15 protein-coding genes are annotated in these 16665 nt (G+C 64.5%); 9 read left to right on the top strand and 6 right to left on the bottom strand.

Annotated elements, in window-relative coordinates; translation table 11 throughout:
* Positions 1-7 precede the first annotated feature (7 nt).
* On the top strand, positions 8-139 hold the full coding sequence (locus tag H3H51_RS21190) for a hypothetical protein (RefSeq protein WP_407926512.1): 132 nt from the start codon (positions 8-10) through the stop codon (positions 137-139).
* A 3-nt stretch (positions 140-142) separates the two neighbouring features.
* Here the strand turns inward: H3H51_RS21190 and nadE are convergent, their stop codons facing one another.
* On the bottom strand, positions 143-970 hold the full coding sequence (nadE, locus tag H3H51_RS16075) for an ammonia-dependent NAD(+) synthetase (protein WP_183090071.1): 828 nt from the start codon (positions 968-970) through the stop codon (positions 143-145).
* Between the two features lie 301 nt (positions 971-1271).
* Between nadE and H3H51_RS16070 the strand changes: the two genes are divergently transcribed.
* From H3H51_RS16070 to H3H51_RS16045, 6 genes are all read left to right on the top strand, one after another.
* Positions 1272-1946, top strand: a complete 675-nt coding sequence (locus tag H3H51_RS16070) for a methylamine utilization protein (protein ID WP_183090070.1) — start codon at positions 1272-1274, stop codon at positions 1944-1946.
* Positions 1930-4278: a putative bifunctional diguanylate cyclase/phosphodiesterase gene (locus H3H51_RS16065; RefSeq protein ID WP_183090069.1), complete on the top strand. Its 2349-nt coding sequence runs from the start codon at positions 1930-1932 to the stop codon at positions 4276-4278. The genes H3H51_RS16070 and H3H51_RS16065 overlap by 17 nt, the downstream gene beginning before the upstream one ends.
* Position 4279: 1 nt before the next feature.
* Positions 4280-5140: a DUF3034 family protein gene (locus tag H3H51_RS16060; RefSeq protein ID WP_183090068.1), complete on the top strand. Its 861-nt coding sequence runs from the start codon at positions 4280-4282 to the stop codon at positions 5138-5140.
* Positions 5141-5142: 2 nt separating this feature from the next.
* Positions 5143-5562: a group I truncated hemoglobin gene (locus H3H51_RS16055; protein WP_183090067.1), complete on the top strand. Its 420-nt coding sequence runs from the start codon at positions 5143-5145 to the stop codon at positions 5560-5562.
* 469 nt (positions 5563-6031) lie between these two features.
* Positions 6032-7522 (top strand): sodium/proline symporter PutP, encoded by a 1491-nt coding sequence (gene putP, locus H3H51_RS16050; protein WP_183090066.1) that lies wholly within the window; start codon positions 6032-6034, stop codon positions 7520-7522.
* 173 nt (positions 7523-7695) lie between these two features.
* A complete protein-coding gene (locus H3H51_RS16045) occupies positions 7696-8634 on the top strand; it encodes a class I SAM-dependent methyltransferase (protein ID WP_183090065.1) in 939 nt (312 codons plus the stop codon).
* A 226-nt stretch (positions 8635-8860) separates the two neighbouring features.
* On the opposite strand, the gene H3H51_RS16040 is transcribed toward H3H51_RS16045, so the two are convergent.
* The 3 genes from H3H51_RS16040 to H3H51_RS16030 form a co-directional block, all read right to left on the bottom strand.
* The gene (locus tag H3H51_RS16040) at positions 8861-9391 is read right to left on the bottom strand and encodes a flavodoxin family protein (RefSeq protein WP_183090064.1); all 531 of its coding nucleotides are present in this window, start codon (positions 9389-9391) and stop codon (positions 8861-8863) included.
* Positions 9392-9608: 217 nt separating this feature from the next.
* Entirely contained in the window at positions 9609-10961 is a 1353-nt protein-coding gene (locus H3H51_RS16035) for an SPFH domain-containing protein (RefSeq protein ID WP_183090063.1), read from the bottom strand.
* Positions 10962-11057: 96 nt separating this feature from the next.
* Positions 11058-11198, bottom strand: coding sequence for a hypothetical protein (locus H3H51_RS16030; protein WP_183090062.1), 141 nt, complete (start codon positions 11196-11198; stop codon positions 11058-11060).
* Positions 11199-11333: 135 nt separating this feature from the next.
* On the opposite strand from H3H51_RS16030, the gene H3H51_RS16025 reads away from it, so the two are divergent.
* Both H3H51_RS16025 and H3H51_RS16020 read left to right on the top strand, forming a co-directional pair.
* A complete protein-coding gene (locus tag H3H51_RS16025; RefSeq protein ID WP_183090061.1) occupies positions 11334-12185 on the top strand; it encodes a substrate-binding periplasmic protein in 852 nt (283 codons plus the stop codon).
* The gene (locus H3H51_RS16020) at positions 12182-15040 is read left to right on the top strand and encodes an HD domain-containing phosphohydrolase (protein ID WP_183090060.1); all 2859 of its coding nucleotides are present in this window, start codon (positions 12182-12184) and stop codon (positions 15038-15040) included. Before H3H51_RS16025 ends, H3H51_RS16020 begins: the two co-directional genes overlap by 4 nt.
* A gap of 103 nt (positions 15041-15143) precedes the next feature.
* Here H3H51_RS16020 and lpxH read toward each other — a convergent pair whose 3' ends face one another.
* Positions 15144-15866 carry a UDP-2,3-diacylglucosamine diphosphatase gene (lpxH, locus tag H3H51_RS16015; protein WP_183090059.1) on the bottom strand — a complete coding sequence of 241 codons (723 nt, stop codon included), beginning with the start codon at positions 15864-15866 and terminating at the stop codon, positions 15144-15146.
* Positions 15867-15870: 4 nt separating this feature from the next.
* Complete coding sequence (locus H3H51_RS16010; RefSeq protein ID WP_183090058.1) at positions 15871-16365, bottom strand: peptidylprolyl isomerase; 495 nt, start codon at positions 16363-16365, stop codon at positions 15871-15873.
* Positions 16366-16665 lie beyond the last annotated feature (300 nt).

Below are 16665 nucleotides of genomic sequence, written 5' to 3'. Positions count from 1 at the left end.
GCCAGCCATGTCCGTTACAGGTGAGGTGCTGGGATTCTGGCTGAACGGCGGTATTCCTGGCCAGCCCGACCCCGATACACCGGAGGAGCCGGGCGTACCGACCGTGCCCGATCAGCCGCCGCCTGTGCCGGTGGCTTGATCCTCAAGGAACCAGCGGCAACTCGCGCTTGTGGCGTGTGTTGTCGTAGGTGCGCACGATGATGGCGTAAGCCTCGTCGCGTACCGGCTGGCCGTGCAGGAAGGCGTCGATCTCGGCGTAGGTCACGCCGTGGGCGTCTTCGTCGGGCTTGCCCGGGCGCAGTTCTTCGAGATCGGCGGTCGGCACCTTGAACACCAGGTTATCCGGGGCGCCGAGGTGCTTGGCGATGGCCCGTACCTGGCCTTTGACCAGGCCGGACAGCGGCGCCAGGTCGCAGGCACCGTCGCCGAACTTGGTGAAGAAGCCCATCACCGCTTCGGCCGCGTGGTCGGTGCCGATCACCAGGCCGTTGTTGGTGTTGGCGATGGCGAACTGGGCGACCATGCGGATGCGCGCCTTGATGTTGCCGGTGACGAAGTCGCGGCGGGCATCGCTGAGTTTCTGCAGGTGGGCGACCTGCTCGCCGAGGCCGAGCACGCTGCCGGCGATATTCACCGTGTCGTCCTCGTCGGCGCGGATGAACTGCAGCGACGCCTGGGCGTCGTGCTCGTCGTGCTGGGTGTTGTAGGGCAGGCGTACGGCGATGAAGCGGTAAGCGTCGTCCCCGGTTTCGCTGCGCAGCTCTTCCACCGAGAGTTGTGCCAGGCGCCCGGCGGTCAGCGAATCGACCCCGCCGCTGATGCCCAGTACCAGCACTTTCAGGCCGGAATCGCGCAGGCAGCGCTTGATGAAGGCCTTGCGCTTGTCGATCTGCGCGACCAGCGCGGCCTCGTCGACAAAGGGCGGCACCACATCGAGGGCGGCGGCGATTTCGGCTTGGCGGTTGCTCATTTCAAGGTCCTCACAGGGTGTCGCTGACGCGAAAAGCGGTTTCAGCGTGCTGACGCAGTGCGGCCCCAGCTCAGGCCTGTTGCAGGTCAGATCGCTATCGATGGCGAAGCTTACGATGAACCGCCGCTAAAGTGCAGGGTAGAGCTGCAGCGCCGAGGGCTGGGCAGGCCTGTTGCGGCGGCCCGGATTGCCGCGTGATCTTCACCGTGGCCTCAGCTACTCTGCTGAAAAGTACAAGATGTTTGCCAGGACGGCATGTATTCAGCTTGCCGCCCCGCACTGCGGGGGTATGGGAATCCGCATGACCCAATTTGCCCTCCTTGTCATTTGCCTGGCGCTTGTCGGCCAGAGTGTGCACGCCGCCAGCCTGAGCGCCGAGCTGCGCGACGACGCCGGTCGCCCGCTGGGCAATGCGGTGCTCAGTCTGGCCGGTTCGGGCGCCAGTGCCGTGCCGGCGCCGGGCATCATGGACCAGCGCGACAAGCAGTTCGCCCCCACCGTACTGGCTGTGCGCAGCGGTACCGCGGTGCAATTCCCCAACAGCGACAACATCCGCCATCAGGTTTATTCCTTCTCGCCGACCAAGCGCTTCGAACTGCGCCTTTACCAGGGCACGCCCAGCGAACCGGTGGTGTTCGACAAGCCTGGCGTGGTGGTGCTCGGCTGCAATATCCACGACTGGATGCTCGGCTATGTGTATGTCACCGACGACGCCTGGTTCGCCGTCAGCGACGCCGCCGGCAAGCTGCAGATCGACGACCTGCCGGCGGGCACCTACCAGGCGACCCTGTGGCACCCGCAAAGCCCGAACATGCTGCCGGTGCCGGCGGGCGAGGTAAACGTGGCGCAGTCGGGTGCGCAGCAGCGTTTTACCCTGCAACTGGTCGGCGGCGCGGCCGCTGCCATCCCCACGGCTCCCAAGCCCAGCGCCTTTGGCGATGCGTTCAAGAAGGCGACGCGTGAAGTTCAGCAATAGTTTCCAGGCGCGCATCGCCAGTGTGTTGATCCTGCTGCTGGTGGTGGTGGTCGGTGCGCTGTATTTCTCGGTCAAGGCCGCTACCGGGGTGGCGGTGCAGAATCAGCTGCGTGAAGAACTGGGCGTAGGCGGCCGGGTGTTCGAGCAGTTGCTGGCCGTGCGCGGCCGCCAGCTGCATGACGCGGTGCAGGTGTTGGCGGCGGATTTCGGCTTCAAGGATGCAGTGGCCAGCGGTGACCAGGAGACCATCCGCTCGGCCCTGGCCAACCACGGCGCGCGGATCAACGCCGGCACCGTGATGCTGCTCGGCCTGGACGGCAGCCTGCAGGTCAGCACCGACGAGCGCATCGACGCCGATTCGGTCAGCCGCCTGGCCCTGCAGATGCACGAGCGGCAAGGGCAGGGCGCCCAGGTGTTCCTGCTGCCCATCGATGGCGAGGTGTTCCTGCTGGTGGAGGCCACGGTCAACGCGCCGCTGCCGATTGCCCGGGTGGTCATGGGTTTTCATGTCGACGAGGAACTGGCCCAGGAGCTGCGCGGCCTGACCCACCTGGAGTTGACGCTGGTGTCGATCGAGCAGGGCCGGCCTGTCGGCTGGATCAGTACCTTGCCGGCCGCGCTGCACGAGCGCCTGCGTGAAGAAATCCTCGAGCAGCGCCTGGACAGCGGCAGCCGCCTGCTGGAGGCCGGCGGCCAGCGTTATCTGGGCGAGTGGCGCACCCTGGCCAGCGGCCCGGATTATCAAGTGCTGGCGCTGCTGCACAAATCCGTCGACCAGGCCGAAGCGGCGTTCGCCCCGCTGGATCACGACATTCTATTGATCGCCCTGGCAGCATTCTTCGGCTCCCTGCTGGGTGCCTTGCTCCTGGCGCGCAGCCTGTCGCAGCCGGTGCGCCAGTTGGCGCAGGTGGCCGAGCGGGTCGGCCAGGGCGACTACCAGACCGCCATCGAGGTGCGCCGCAGCGATGAGCTGGGCAGCCTGGCCCAGGCCCTGCGGCGCATGCAGGGTGATATCGCCGAACGCGAGCGGCAACTGGCGCACAACGCCCTGCATGACCCGCTGACCGGGTTGCCCAACCGTACCCTGGCGCTGGAGCGGCTGGGCAGCGCGATCACCGCCGCGCGGCCGACGGCGCTGCTGCACTTTGGTATCGCCAACTTCCGCACCCTCCACGAAAGCTGCGGCGCCGACGGTGCCGACCTGTGCCTGCAACAGTTCAGCCGGCGCCTGCAGGCCACCCTGCGTCCCGGCGACAGCATGGCGCGGCTGGTGGCCGATGAAATGCTGCTGTTGCTGGAGAACAGTGACAGCGACAGCGCGGTGGCAGCGGCGGACAAGCTGCAACAGATGCTGCTCAAGCCCATGCAGATCGGTAGCCTGAGCGTGGTGCTGGATTGCGCCATCGGCATCGCCGCCTTTCCTGCCCACGGTGAAACTCCGGAAGAGCTGCTGCGCCGCGCCGCCATCGCTCTGCAGGATGCGGCCCAGCAACCCGGCCGTTTGCAGGTCTACCAGCAGGGCAGCGACGCCGCGCACCAGCGCCAGGTCAACCTGGTACGCGACCTGCGCCACGCCGCGCAAAATGGCGAGCTGCTGCTGTATTACCAGCCCAAACTGGATATCCGCGCCGGCCGGGTGACGGCTGCCGAGGCGCTGCTGCGCTGGGTTCATCCGCAATACGGGATGGTTTCGCCGGGCGAATTCATTCCGCTGGCCGAACGCACCGGCAGCATCCAGATCCTCACGACCTGGGTGATCGAGGAGGCCGTGCGCCAGTTGCACGAGTGGAACCAGCGCGGCCTGCGCCTGCAGGTGTCGCTGAATATCTCCGCCGATGACCTGGTCAATCGCGGCCTGGCCGAACAGGTCGGGCAATTGCTGGCGCGCCATGGGGTAGCGGCCGAGCAACTGGTGTTCGAAATCACCGAGAGCGCGATGATGCAGGACCCGCAGCTGGCCCTGGAAGTGCTGCACAGCCTGCGCGCCTGCGGCATTCACCTGTCGGTGGACGACTTCGGCACCGGCTATTCGTCCCTGGCCCAGCTCAAGCGCATGCCGGTGCAGGAGCTGAAGATCGACCAGTCGTTTATCCGCGACCTCGACGAGCACAGCGAAGATGCGGTGATCGTCCGCTCGACCATCGAGATGAGCCACAGCCTCGGCCTCAAGGTGGTGGCCGAGGGCGTCGAATACAGCTACATCCTGGACCTGCTGCGGCGCTGGAACTGCGACACGGCCCAGGGTTACCTGATCAACAAGCCGCTGCCGCCCGCCCAGTTCGAGAGCTGGGTGCGGCAACCGCTGAGTTCCACCCTGGCCACGGAGCACTGATATGCCGCGCAACCTCTCGCGGGTTCTGTTCGCCCTGCTGTTGCCGGGGCTGGCGCTGGCCGCAGACAAGGGCCGCCTGCTGGCCACCGGTGGTGCCACCAGCATCGACGGCGCGGCCGGCGGCGGCATCGTGCCCTGGGCTGTGCTCGCGGGTTATGGCGAGCAGGGCGAGTGGGGCGCCACGGCCTTCGCCACACGGGTCGAGACGGGCGACTACCGCCTGGATGTCGCCGGCGTGGCGGCGTCCTACGACAACCGCGTGGAACTGTCCTACGCCCGCCAGCGTTTCGATCTGGGCACCCTGGCCCGCGACCTGAGCCTGCCGGACAACAGCCTCAGCCAGGATATTTTCGGCCTCAAGGTGCGCCTGTTCGGCGACCTGATCTACGACCGCCTGCCGCAAGTGTCGCTGGGTATCGAGCACAAGCGGCAGAAGGACTTCCTGGTGCCGAGTTTGGTCGGCGCCCAGCGCGACGAAGACACCGAAGGCTATCTTGCCGCCAGCCGGCTGTTTCTCGGTGGCGCCTTTGGCTACAACCTGCTGCTCAACGGCAACTTGCGCTACAGCCGGGCCAACGAGCAGGGCCTGCTGGGCTTCGGCGGCGACCGCCGCGACAAGCATTCGGTATTGAAGGAAGGCTCCGTGGCGGTGCTGTTCAACCCGCGCTGGGCGCTGGGTGTGGAGTACCGCGAGAAGCCGGACAACCTCAATTTTGCCGGCGAGAACGACTGGTCGGATGTGTTCCTCGGCTACTTCCCCAACAAACACCTGGCCGTGGTGCTGGCCTACGCGCGCCTCGGCGAGATCGCCGGGCTGGATAACCAGGACGGCGCCTACCTGTCCCTGCAGGGGAGTTTCTGAGCATGCGTTATCTGTTCCTCGTCCTGGCCCTCGCGTTGACGGCCTGCGCCACCCAGCCGCCCAAGGACGACAGCCTATATCGCGGCCTCGGCGAGCGGGAGGGCATCACCCGCATCGTCGAAGGCATGCTGCTCAACGCCGCGCGCAACCCGCGCATTTCCGAGCGCTTCCAGGAAATCGACATCGAGCGCCTGCGCGACAAGCTGGTCGAGCAGGTCTGCGTTGAGGCCGGCGGGCCCTGTGAATACACCGGCGACAGCATGGAAGAGAGCCACAAGGGCATGAACCTGACCCGCAGCGACTTCAACGCCCTGGTCGAAGACCTGATCGATGCCATGGACAGCGAGGGCGTCAGCGTGCCGATGCAGAACCGCCTGCTGGCGCGCCTGGCGCCGATGCGTGCGCAGGTGATCGAGCGTTAGGCGGCAGGTAGACCCTCAAGAGGGCGGCGCACGCTCTAGGTTGCACCTTTGGGTGCAACCAGTGGCCGGAATAATCAAACGGCCGTATCTATAAAGTTGCACCTCTCGGAGTTTTTTATAAAAACTCCGGAGTTTCTCGCAAGAACCTGATATCCCACCGCCACTAGAGTCCTGCCTCCCTCCTGCCGGCCACAGGGAGCTATTGCTCGCTGTCGCCTCGCTTATGGGGTTGCAAGGCATCGACTGTCGGCACGCACCCTGGGTGCTGCCTGCAAAGTGTTAGACAGAGCATCAGCCCCGTTTCCGGGAGGGAAGCGCGGTGAACCGCCGCGCGCGGACGCATCAATCTGTCTAATCTCAGGGTTAAGCCCCTGGCGTGATCACCCGTTCGCCACAAGCGGACGTTTCTGCCAACCAGGCTGTGGCCAACCGCCGCGCCGTCATAACAACAAGCGAGAGGTTATCCTCCATGACCGCTAGTACCCCCATGCTGATCACCTTCGTGGTGTATATCGCCGCGATGGTTCTCATTGGCCTTTTTGCCTACCTGCGTACCAAGAACCTCTCCGACTACATCCTCGGTGGCCGCAGCCTCGGTAGCTTCGTGACCGCGCTGTCCGCTGGCGCCTCCGACATGAGCGGCTGGCTGCTGATGGGCCTGCCGGGCGCCGTGTACATGTCCGGCCTGTCCGAAAGCTGGATCGCCATCGGCCTGATCGTCGGTGCCTACCTGAACTGGCTGTTCGTCGCCGGCCGTCTGCGCGTGCAGACCGAGCACAACGGCAACGCCCTGACTCTGCCGGACTTCTTCACCAACCGTTTCGAAGACAACAGCAAGCTGCTGCGCATCTTCTCGGCCGTGGTGATCCTGGTGTTCTTTACCATCTACTGCGCCTCGGGCGTGGTGGCCGGTGCCCGCCTGTTCGAAAGCACCTTCGGCATGAGCTACGAAACCGCCCTGTGGGCCGGTGCCGCCGCGACCATCGCCTACACCTTTATCGGTGGCTTCCTGGCAGTGAGCTGGACCGACACCGTGCAGGCCAGCCTGATGATCTTCGCCCTGATCCTCACCCCGGTGATGGTCATGGTCGCCACCGGTGGCATGGACAGCACCTTCGCGGCCATCGAACTGCAGAATGCGACCAACTTCGACATGCTCAAGGGCGCGACCTTCGTCGGCGTGATTTCGCTGATGGCCTGGGGGCTGGGCTACTTTGGCCAGCCGCATATCCTGGCGCGTTTCATGGCTGCGGATTCGGTCAAGTCGATCCCCAATGCCCGTCGCATCTCCATGGCCTGGATGATCCTCTGCCTGGGCGGCGCGGTTGCCGTGGGCTTCTTCGGTATCGCCTACTTCGCCGCTCATCCGGAGCAGGCTGGCGCCGTAACCGAGAACCCGGAGCGCGTGTTCATCGAGCTGTCCAAGATCCTGTTCAACCCGTGGGTTGCCGGTGTGCTGCTGTCGGCCATCCTGGCGGCGGTCATGTCGACCCTGAGCTGCCAGCTGCTGGTGTGCTCCAGTGCTCTGACCGAGGACTTCTACAAGGCCTTCCTGCGCAAGGGTGCCAGCCAGACCGAACTGGTCTGGGTCGGTCGCGCCATGGTGCTGCTGGTAGCGGTGATCGCCATCGCCCTGGCTTCCAACCCGGAAAACCGCGTGCTGGGCCTGGTGTCCTACGCCTGGGCCGGCTTCGGTGCCGCCTTCGGGCCGGTGGTGATCCTCTCCCTGCTGTGGAAAGGCATGACCCGCAATGGCGCCCTGGCCGGCATGATCGTCGGTGCCGTGACCGTGGTGGTGTGGAAGAACTGGGTTGGTCTGGGTCTGTACGAAATCATCCCGGGATTCATCCTGGCCACCCTGGCCATCCTGGTGTTCAGCCGCATCGGCAATGGCCCGTCCAGCTCCATGCTCAAGCGCTTCGACGAAGCCGAGAAGGAATACCAGGACGCGAGCATCTGATTGCATGCGTGGCTGCCTCTTAGTCGGGCGCCACGTACAACCTGCTAGTGCTTTCCGGCCCACGCCTCGCGGTGTGGGCCGGTTTTTTTTGCCTGCGATTTAGCCGCGTGGCGTACAGCTACGGCGAGCGTATCCGGCTTAAAATGCGCGCTTTCGCAGCCAGACACGTCGTTATGAACCCGCACGCCATCGCCACCCTGCAGCAGCACCTGCTGACCGCCCTGGACGCTGTACCCGCCGACGCACGCCGCCTTTTCCACGGCCGCGGGCGTTGCTGGCCGGGACTCGAACAGCTCACCGTCGACTGGCTGCAAGGCGTGTTGCTGGTGTCGCTGTTCCGTGAGCCGGAGGAGGCTGAGCTGGCCGGGCTGAGCGCCATGCTCCTGGCGCTCAGCCAGACGCCTGTCTGGCAGCGCAGTGGTGCGCACAGCCTGCTGCTGCAGCACCGTTATCTGCTCGACAGCCGTACCGACTACCTGCTCGGCGAACCGCTGGAGGAATGGCTGATCAGCGAGGATGGTCTGCGCTACAAGCTGGACCTGGGGCGCAAGCAGAACAATGGCCTGTTCCTCGACATGCGCCTGGGCCGGCGTTGGGTGCAAGCCCAGGCGCAGGGCCAGCGCGTGCTTAACCTGTTCGCCTACACCTGTGGTTTCTCTGTCGCGGCGTTGGCTGGCGGTGCTGAACATGTGGTCAACCTGGACATGGCCCGCGCGGCGCTGAGCCGTGGTCGCGACAACCACCGGCTGAACCAGCATGACGTCAGCCGGGTGACGTTCCTCGGCCATGACCTGTTCAAGTCCTGGGGCAAGCTGCGCAAATGCGGGCCCTATGACCTAGTGATCATCGACCCGCCAAGTTTCCAGAAGGGTAGTTTCGTGCTGACCCAGGACTACCAGAAGGTCTTGCGCCGCCTGCCGGAGTTGCTGACCGCCAACGGCAGCGTGCTGGCCTGCGTCAATGACCCGGCCATCGGCCTGGAATTCCTGCTCGGTGAAATGGCCCGCGAGGCGCCGAGCCTGCGCTTCGTCCAGCGCCTGGATAACCCGCCAGAGTTTGCCGAAAGCACGCCGGAAGGCGGCCTCAAGGCACTGGTGTTTACCCAGGGCTAAGGACATGTACCGCTGGCGCGGGCCTGTAGGCTGGGTTAGCCGTGCATAAGTTTGCCCGCGTTTGTCGCAAAAGCTCGGCGCGGCGTAACCCAGCGCGGCATGCACGGTCCCGTGGCCCCGCTGCTGGGTTACGCCGCTGCCCATTCAGTTGCCAGAGCTGAGCATCGTGTTGGCGGCTAACCCAGCCTACGTTCTGAGGTGCAGGGGCAAATATCCTATGCAGGCGCTAAGACGCGACCGGCGACAGCCAGGTCGAGCGCTGCCGGTCACGCTGGTAGGTGCTGGAGGCCAGTACCTGAACCACGAAATCTTCCAGGCTTTGTGGCGACAGCCCGCTCAATACCTCGCGCTGCAGCAGGATCTGTACGGGCGAGGGGATCTGCCCGGTCAGCGTGGCGATTTCCTCCACCGCATTGAAGCCGCCGCGCCCGCCCTGGGTGCAGATCACCGAGACGCGCTTGTCGCCCAGGTCGTACTCGCTGAGAAAGGCGCGCAGCGGGGCGGCCAGCCCTTTCATCCACACTGGGGTGAGCAGCACCACATGCTCGAAACGGTCGAGGTCGGGGCCCTGGTAGTGGAACGTCGGGCAGGTCTTGAAGAAGGCGTCGTACATGCAGCGCAGGTCACCTGTCAGGCCGGCGCGTGGCTCGCTGTCGCTGATCAGGGCCAGCGGCCAGCCGGTGAGCCGGGCCAGTTCGTCGGCGACCAGGTGGGTATTGCCGGTGCGCGAGTAGCACACCAGAAGTATGTCGTTCATCGTGACCTCCATGGCGCTGCAAACCAGTGGCCTGGACACTCGTCCGGGCGCTGATCGCAGCCTACCTGTCGAGGAGTCAGCGGCCTTGATCCGCGTCAAGCAAGTCATGGGTCGTGCACGGCGCAGCAACAAAAACGCCCCGCAGTGCGGGGCGTTCGAGTAGGGCGGGTGCAACCCGCGTTTCTGCTGTCGCGGGTCCACCCGCCCTGCGGCGGCCCTATTCCTTGACCTTGAGATCCAGCGACAGGTCGCGCGCGGCCTTGGTGGCGAGCACGCCCATCAGTTGGCCGATCTCGTCCTGGCGGCTGGCGGCGCCGTTCTGCCCGCTAGCGGCCATCATCACGCTGGGTACCGGCGCCTGGGCGGCGGCCTCGGCCCAGACCTTGTTGATCGCTACCAGGGCGTCGAGCTTGGGCTGCAGCGCGCCGTCCGCCTCGATCACCGCCTTGCGTGCATAGGCTTCGGCGTCGGCGGTGATCTTGGTCGCCTGGCCGGTGATGCTGGCCTTGTCGCGCAGCAGTTCGGCGGTTTGTTTCTCGATCTCGGCGCGGCCTTTCTCGCGTTCGGCGTTGATGATCGCCAGCTGCTTCTCGGTCTCGGCCTGGGTGGTGCGCTCGATCTGGTCGCGCAGTGTTTCCTGGCGCCGGGCTTCCACTTCCTTCTCGCCACGGGCGGTCACCAGCAGCTTCTCTTCCTCTTCCTTCAGGCGGTTCTGCCGCGCCACGGCCAGCTCGGCCAGCGCCTGCTGGACCTTGACCATGCGCTGCTTGTACTGCGGGTTGGGGTCGACGTTGGTGATGCGCGCCTCGACCACTTCCACGCCGTATTTGCGGAACTGCTGCTGTTTGCGCACCGGTAGGCCTTTGCTGTCGAGCACCTTCTCGGTAATGAACTGGCTGGCGTTGTTGTCGCCGAAGCTGCCTTGCTCGGTGCCGGCCTGGAGGATGGCGGTCTGCGTCGGCTGGTGGCCGCGCGGGCCGCGGATTTCACGGCGCTTGATCAGGTACAGGCCGTCGTTGAGCTGGTTTTCGAACTCGGCGGCAAACTCGCTGCGCGCTCCGGCGTAGAAGTCGTCTGCGCTCATCAGCGAGGCGGTGGCCTGCAGGGTTTCCTTGATCGCCGGGACCAGCGCGGTCTTGATGAAGTTTTCCGGGTTGCGGTACTCCTGGGCGATCTTCAGGAACTGCTCGCCCGCCGGCAGGCGAAAGCGCGCCGAGGACTCGACCTTGGCGTCGACGTTGCCGAGAAACACGATGGGGAAGGCTTCGATGGTAGCGCCGAGGGAGTCGTTGTCGCTGGTGTCGTCGATGGCCAGGGCTTCGGTGAGCACCGACTGCACGCTCAGCGCCTTCTTCCACGGGGTGGCGCGGCCGAACCATTTGGTGGCGTAACCGACGTCGTCGACGATTTTCTCTTCACCGAAGATGGTCCGTACATGGGTGGCGAAGCCGGCTTCGTTGTAGAAGAACACGCCGTTGAAGGTGACGAAGCCGATGGCGGCCACCAGTGCGGGCACGCCGATGTACTTGAACAGGGAGAGTTTTCTGGGGATTTCGCCGGGCAGTTGCATGCTTCGTCCTTGAATGCAGGAAAGGTGGTGCATGCTGCTCAGCGCCTATTGGGGCGTCAAGTGGCACATGGGCGGTATGTGCGAGAGTCAGCGCTCCTACCACAGGCCCCTGAGTGCGCGACGAGCGGCGGCGCGCCCGTTGTCCCGGTAGTCGCGATCCATGCCCCAGCGTTCGGTGCTTTCGCTGGCGTTCAGGCCGCGATGCCTTGGCGGCAGGGCGCGCAATAGCTGGAGCATGCGGGTTGTTGATTGGCCGGTTAGGCAGGAGTCTTGCATCGCAGCACGCCTGGTGCCAGCAGATTGCCCAGAGACGATTACACTGATTCGCAATGCGCCTGTTTGACAGGTTGACACTGGGTTGGAGCGCACGGAATGGGCTGGACAACTTATCGCTATCGGCAAGGCTGCATAGGCCTTCTACTCGCCGGGATACTCGGCTCGGCGCAAGCGGATGAGGCAGCGCAGCGCTATGGCTGCGCAAAGCCGATTCGTTTGGCCTGGTTTCAGAACAGCATCGTCTATCGGGATGGCAAGGGTTTCGATCCGGATCTGGTTGCCGAGCTGCAACGCCGTAGTGGTTGTGTCTTCGATACCCAGCAAGTGCCGCGCAGCGAAGTGTGGAGCGGCCTGGCCGAGGGATGGCTAGATATGCTCCCCAGTGGTGTGCCCAACCTGGAGCGGCGGCGCTACAGCTTCTTTATTCCAAGCGTTTATTTCCGCAACAAGCTGATCGTGCGCGCCGACCTGGCCGCGCAGGTCACTACGTTCAGCGATTTCCAGAAAATCCCCGATGCCCGGCTTGGTTCCGTACGCGGCTACTGGAATGGCCCCTACTACGAGGCGGGTGTGCGTGCGCTCTATGGCGCCGGGCGGGTGCGCGAATACGTCGACGATGCCGAGCGTTACGCCGCGTTGCGGCGTGGCGAGGTCAACGGCCTGATTTCCCATGACATCAATCTGCAGCAGCAACTGCCAGCCGAGGAACAGCTGAATTACCGGGTGCTGGACCTCAGTCCAGGGCCATCGCTGGCGGTCGGGCTGATGTTGTCGCGGCGCACCTTCAGCGCCGCTCAGGCTGCCGAATGGATGCGTCTGGTCGAGGGGATGCGCCTGGATGGGCGCCTTGCAGAAATGATTCGAGCGAACATGCCGGAACATCTGGCCGGTGAGTTTCTGAACAGTGGTTATCGCTACGAATTGAGCAAAAGGGGCAACGGCCAATGACGGCTTCTCCACGTGGTATTTCTCTGCAGCTGTTGATTGCCCTGGCGATCATGGTCAGTACCCTGCTGATGGGCGGAGGCCTGGCCTGGCAAGGCTATCGCGGGATTCAGGAAACCCTGGTGGCCGCTGCCGGTGATGCGGCGCAGCAGCTTGGCCGCACCATCAACGAACAGGCGCAGCGCCTGATCGATCCGGCGAAGAGCTCGATCCGTTTGTTGGCGTATGACTCCCTGTCGCAGGCAGACAACCTGCCGCAGCGCCTGGAGCGCTTGCCGCTGCTGGTGGAGAGCCTGGAAGCCAACAAGATGCTCAGCACGGCCTATGTCGGCTATCCCAACGGCGAATTCCTGCTGGTGCGCAAGCTGCGCAGTGCGGAGCTGCGCAAGCAGATGCAGGCGCCCAGCAATGCGGCTTTTCTGGTGCAAAGCATCACACTGGCGGCGGCAGGGGAGATGGTCGGGGAGTGGCGTTTCTATGATCGCGAGTTGGGTTTGCTCAAGGCGCAGGTCAAGGCGGATTACCGCTACGATCCGCGCACGCGTCCCTGGTTCCAGTCCGCCATGCAGAACACCAGCACGGTGCTGACTCCGCCTTATGTATTTTTCACCACGCGGCAAATCGGCCTGACCCTGGCGCAGCGAAGCCTGGATGGTGCGGCAGTGCTGGGCATGGACGTCGCCGTCGACGATCTGGGCAGCGAGACCCAGAACCTTCGCCTGACACCCGGAACCGAAATCGCCGTGACAGATGGGCAGGGCCGCGTGGTGGCCTATCCGGATCTGGACCGGGTGCTGGTCAAGAGCGGTGAGACATTGCGCCTGGCACGCATCGACGAACTCGGCGTGCCCAGCCTGAGCCAACTGCATGCCTCCGCTATCGAGGGTTCCAAGCCCCGTCTGTTTCAAGCCGATGGGCAGGACTGGTATGGCATGAGTTTGCCGTTATCCACCTTTGCCGATCAGAACGTGCAGGTGCTGCTGGCCGTACCGGCCAAGGAGTTGCTGGCGGGCGCACGCAAGGTGCTGTTCGAGCAGACGCTGTCGGCGGCGGTGCTGATTATCGTGCTGCTGCTGGTGGGCTGGGCGCTGGGGCGGCGCATCGGTGGCCCGCTGCGGGCGTTGGCCGATCAGGTGCGGGCACTGGCCGGATTCGACTTTGGCCGCGAGGTCGGGGTGCGCTCGCGGGTGGCCGAGGTCGGCGAACTCAGCCATGTGCTGCGGCGCATGGCCGGTACCATTCAGAACTTCCAGTCGCTGACCCTGACCCTGAGCCGCGAGACGCAACTGGACAGCATGCTCGGTGGTGTCTTGACGCAACTGGTCGAGGCCACCAGCGTGGCGTCTGGCGCCATCTACCTGCATGACGAGAGTGGCCTGTTGCGCTTGGCCAGCGAGAGTAACGGCCAGGATTATCCGAAGGAGCTGAACCTGGAGGCCGAGTCCCATGCCGATCTGGCCGAGGCGGTAGCCCATGAGCTGGAGCTGCGCGGACACTGCCTGGCCCTGCCGCTCAATGATCGCAGCAATCAGCTGCTTGGCGTGCTGGTGCTGCAACTGCAGAGCGAGCACGAACGCGAGGAGGTGCGCGCGCCGTTCCGCCGTTTCGTCGAGGAGCTGTCCGGCGCCGCCGCCGTGGCCATCGAGACGCGCCAATTGATCGAGTCCCAGCAGCGCCTGCTGGACGCCATCATCAAGTTGCTGGCCGACGCCATCGACGCCAAGAGCCCCTACACCGGCGGCCATTGCGAGCGGGTGCCAGAGTTGGCGCAGATGCTCCTGGACAAGGCCATTGCCGACCGTGGGCCTTACGCGGATTTCGCCATGAACGAGGCCGAACTGTACGAGTTCCGCATCGCTGCCTGGCTGCACGATTGCGGCAAAGTCACCAGCCCGGAATACGTGGTGGACAAGGCGACCAAGCTGGAGACCCTGTACAACCGCATCCACGAGGTGCGCATGCGTTTCGAGGTGCTCTGGCGCGATGCCGAGATCGATTACTGGCAGGGCCTGGCTGGCGGCGGCGACCAGGAGGCCCTGCAACTGACCCTGGAGCGGTGCCAGGCCGAGCTGCAGGAGGAGTTCACCTTCATCGCTGGCGCCAACGTCGGCGGCGAGTTCATGCGCGACGAAGACATCGAGCGCTTGCGCCATATCGGCCAGCGCAGCTGGCAGCGTCACTTCGACAATCGCCTGGGTATTTCCCACGACGAGGCCGAGCGCTTCGCCGGCGTGCCCCAGGTGCAGTTGCCGGTGACAGAGTCGCTGCTGGCCGATCGTCCCGAGCACGTGGTGCCCTGGGGCGAGCGCAAGCCGCCGGTGGAAAAGGACGATCCACGCAACGTCTGGGGCTTCGACATGCGCCTGCCGGCCCAGGCGCAAAACTACGGCGAGCTGTACAACCTGGGCATTCGCCGGGGCACGCTGAACGAGGAGGAGCGCTTCAAGATCAACGACCACATCGTGCAGACCATCATCATGCTCAGCACCTTGCCGTTGCCACGTCAGCTCAAGCGGGTGCCGATCATTGCCGGTAACCATCACGAGAAGATGGATGGCACCGGCTACCCACGCCGCCTGAACAAGGACGACATGAGCATCGCCGAGCGGGTGATGGCTATCGCCGACATCTTCGAGGCGCTGACGGCTGCCGACCGGCCGTACAAGGCGCCGAAGACGCTGTCCGAGTCGGTGAAGATCCTCGCTTTCATGGCGCGCGATCAGCACATCGATGCGCAGCTGTTCCGGCTGTTTCTCACCAGTGGCGTGTACCGTGAATACGGCGAGCGCTTCCTGCGTCCGGAACAGATCGACGAGGTGGATATCCAGCCCTGGCTGGCGATGATCGACGGGCTCTAGGGGCAGAGCCGGGGCAGCCGGTAGCCCGGACTTCAGTCCGGGGCATGCCGAACACCCTCCCGGACTGAAGTCCGGGCTACGTCACCAGGATCGCTCCCAGTCTCTAGCTCAGAGGGAAAGGCGCCTGGTGCATACCGTTCTCGTCCACCTGCAGGGCCCAGCCCTGCTTGTCCCAATCGCCGAGAACGATACGTTGCGCCGGCTGGCCGTCGACCTGCAGCGCGTGCACGGCGGGGCGATGGGTGTGGCCGTGGATCAGTGTGCGCACGCCAAAGGCGGCCATCACCTTCGGCACTTCCTCGGGGGTCACGTCGACGATCTCGCTGGCTTTCATCCGCGTTTGCGCGCGGCTTTCGTTGCGCAGCTTGCGCGCCAGCTTGTGCCGGGTGGACAGCGGCAGGTTGCGCAGGATGAACAGCGACAGCGGGTTGCGCAGCAGGCGGCGCAGCTTCATGTAGCCGACGTCCTGGGTGCACAGGCTGTCGCCGTGCATTAGCAGCACCGGCTCGCCGTTGAACTGCACCAGGCTCGGGTCTTTCAGCAGGGTACAGCCGGCTTCGCAGCAGAATGCACGGCCGATGAGGAAGTCGCGGTTGCCGTGCATCAGGAATAGTTGGGTGCCGCTGTCGCTCAACTGGCGCAGGGCGGCGGCAATCTCGTGCTGGAACGGCGTCATGCCGTCGTCGCCGATCCATACCTCGAAGAAATCGCCGAGGATGTACAGGGCTTCGGCCGTGCGGGCGCGCGTCTGCAGGAAATGTAGAAACGCCCGGGTAATGTCCGGGCGTTGTTCTTCCAGGTGCAGATCGGAGATCAGCAGGATCATCGAATTACTCGACGATTTCGGCCTTCTCGATGATCACGTCGTCTACCGGAACGTCCTGGTGGCCGGACTTCATGGTGGTCGCCACGCCTTTGATCTTGTTGACCACGTCCATGCCGTCGGTCACCTGGGCGAATACGGCGTAGCCCCAGCCCTGCATGGTCGGTGCGCTGTGGTCGAGGAAACTGTTGTCAGCGACGTTGATGAAGAACTGCGCGGAGGCCGAGTGCGGCTCCATGGTGCGCGCCATGGCCACGGTGCCGACCTTGTTGGCCACGCCGTTGTTGGCTTCGTTCTTGATGGTGGCGCGGGTGGCTTTCTGCTTCATGCCCGGCTCGAAACCGCCGCCCTGGATCATGAAGTTGCTGATCACGCGGTGGAACACGGTGCCGTCGTAATGACCGCTCTTCACATATTCCTTGAAGTTGGCCGTGGTTTCCGGGGCCTTGTCTTCGAAGAGTTCCAGGGTGATGACGCCGTGGTTGGTGTGCAGCTTGATCATGGTATTCGCTCTCGGGTTACGGGCAACGCGGGTGGCATGGGTCGGCAGGGGAGGAGGCCAGAGCCTCGCTTTCGCGCCATATCGTCACGCCTGGTCGCTTTGCGGCTGTCAGGGGGTTGACGGGTTCGCTATCATACGGCCTTTGATTTGACCGGCCTACCCTGAGAGCCAGTCTCGGATCTGCTGCGCGTCGGCGATACGGCGTTAAAAGCAGCCTCGGAATGCTCATTTACAGCCTGTAAACTGCGCTTCCTCGGCTGCTTTTGCCTTGTCTCGCTCTAGCTCGCTAGACCCGAAACC

The sequence above is a fragment of the Aquipseudomonas ullengensis genome, assembly GCF_014174475.1.
Classification (GTDB): domain Bacteria; phylum Pseudomonadota; class Gammaproteobacteria; order Pseudomonadales; family Pseudomonadaceae; genus Aquipseudomonas; species Aquipseudomonas ullengensis.
Note: the sequence above shows the minus strand (reverse complement) of the source record. Positions and strands in the feature narration are given on the sequence as shown.

Coding starts and splice junctions, on each gene's coding strand:
- H3H51_RS16060 (WP_183090068.1), top strand. CDS start 4,280: ATGCCGCGCAACCTCTCGCGGGTTCTGTTCGCCCTGCTGTTGCCGGGG.
- H3H51_RS16055 (WP_183090067.1), top strand. CDS start 5,143: ATGCGTTATCTGTTCCTCGTCCTGGCCCTCGCGTTGACGGCCTGCGCC.
- nadE (WP_183090071.1), bottom strand. CDS start 970: ATGAGCAACCGCCAAGCCGAAATCGCCGCCGCCCTCGATGTGGTGCCG.
- H3H51_RS16035 (WP_183090063.1), bottom strand. CDS start 10,961: ATGCAACTGCCCGGCGAAATCCCCAGAAAACTCTCCCTGTTCAAGTAC.
- H3H51_RS16040 (WP_183090064.1), bottom strand. CDS start 9,391: ATGAACGACATACTTCTGGTGTGCTACTCGCGCACCGGCAATACCCAC.
- H3H51_RS21190 (WP_407926512.1), top strand. CDS start 8: ATGTCCGTTACAGGTGAGGTGCTGGGATTCTGGCTGAACGGCGGTATT.
- H3H51_RS16025 (WP_183090061.1), top strand. CDS start 11,334: ATGGGCTGGACAACTTATCGCTATCGGCAAGGCTGCATAGGCCTTCTA.
- H3H51_RS16070 (WP_183090070.1), top strand. CDS start 1,272: ATGACCCAATTTGCCCTCCTTGTCATTTGCCTGGCGCTTGTCGGCCAG.
- putP (WP_183090066.1), top strand. CDS start 6,032: ATGACCGCTAGTACCCCCATGCTGATCACCTTCGTGGTGTATATCGCC.
- H3H51_RS16045 (WP_183090065.1), top strand. CDS start 7,696: ATGAACCCGCACGCCATCGCCACCCTGCAGCAGCACCTGCTGACCGCC.
- lpxH (WP_183090059.1), bottom strand. CDS start 15,866: ATGATCCTGCTGATCTCCGATCTGCACCTGGAAGAACAACGCCCGGAC.
- H3H51_RS16020 (WP_183090060.1), top strand. CDS start 12,182: ATGACGGCTTCTCCACGTGGTATTTCTCTGCAGCTGTTGATTGCCCTG.
- H3H51_RS16030 (WP_183090062.1), bottom strand. CDS start 11,198: ATGCTCCAGCTATTGCGCGCCCTGCCGCCAAGGCATCGCGGCCTGAAC.
- H3H51_RS16010 (WP_183090058.1), bottom strand. CDS start 16,365: ATGATCAAGCTGCACACCAACCACGGCGTCATCACCCTGGAACTCTTC.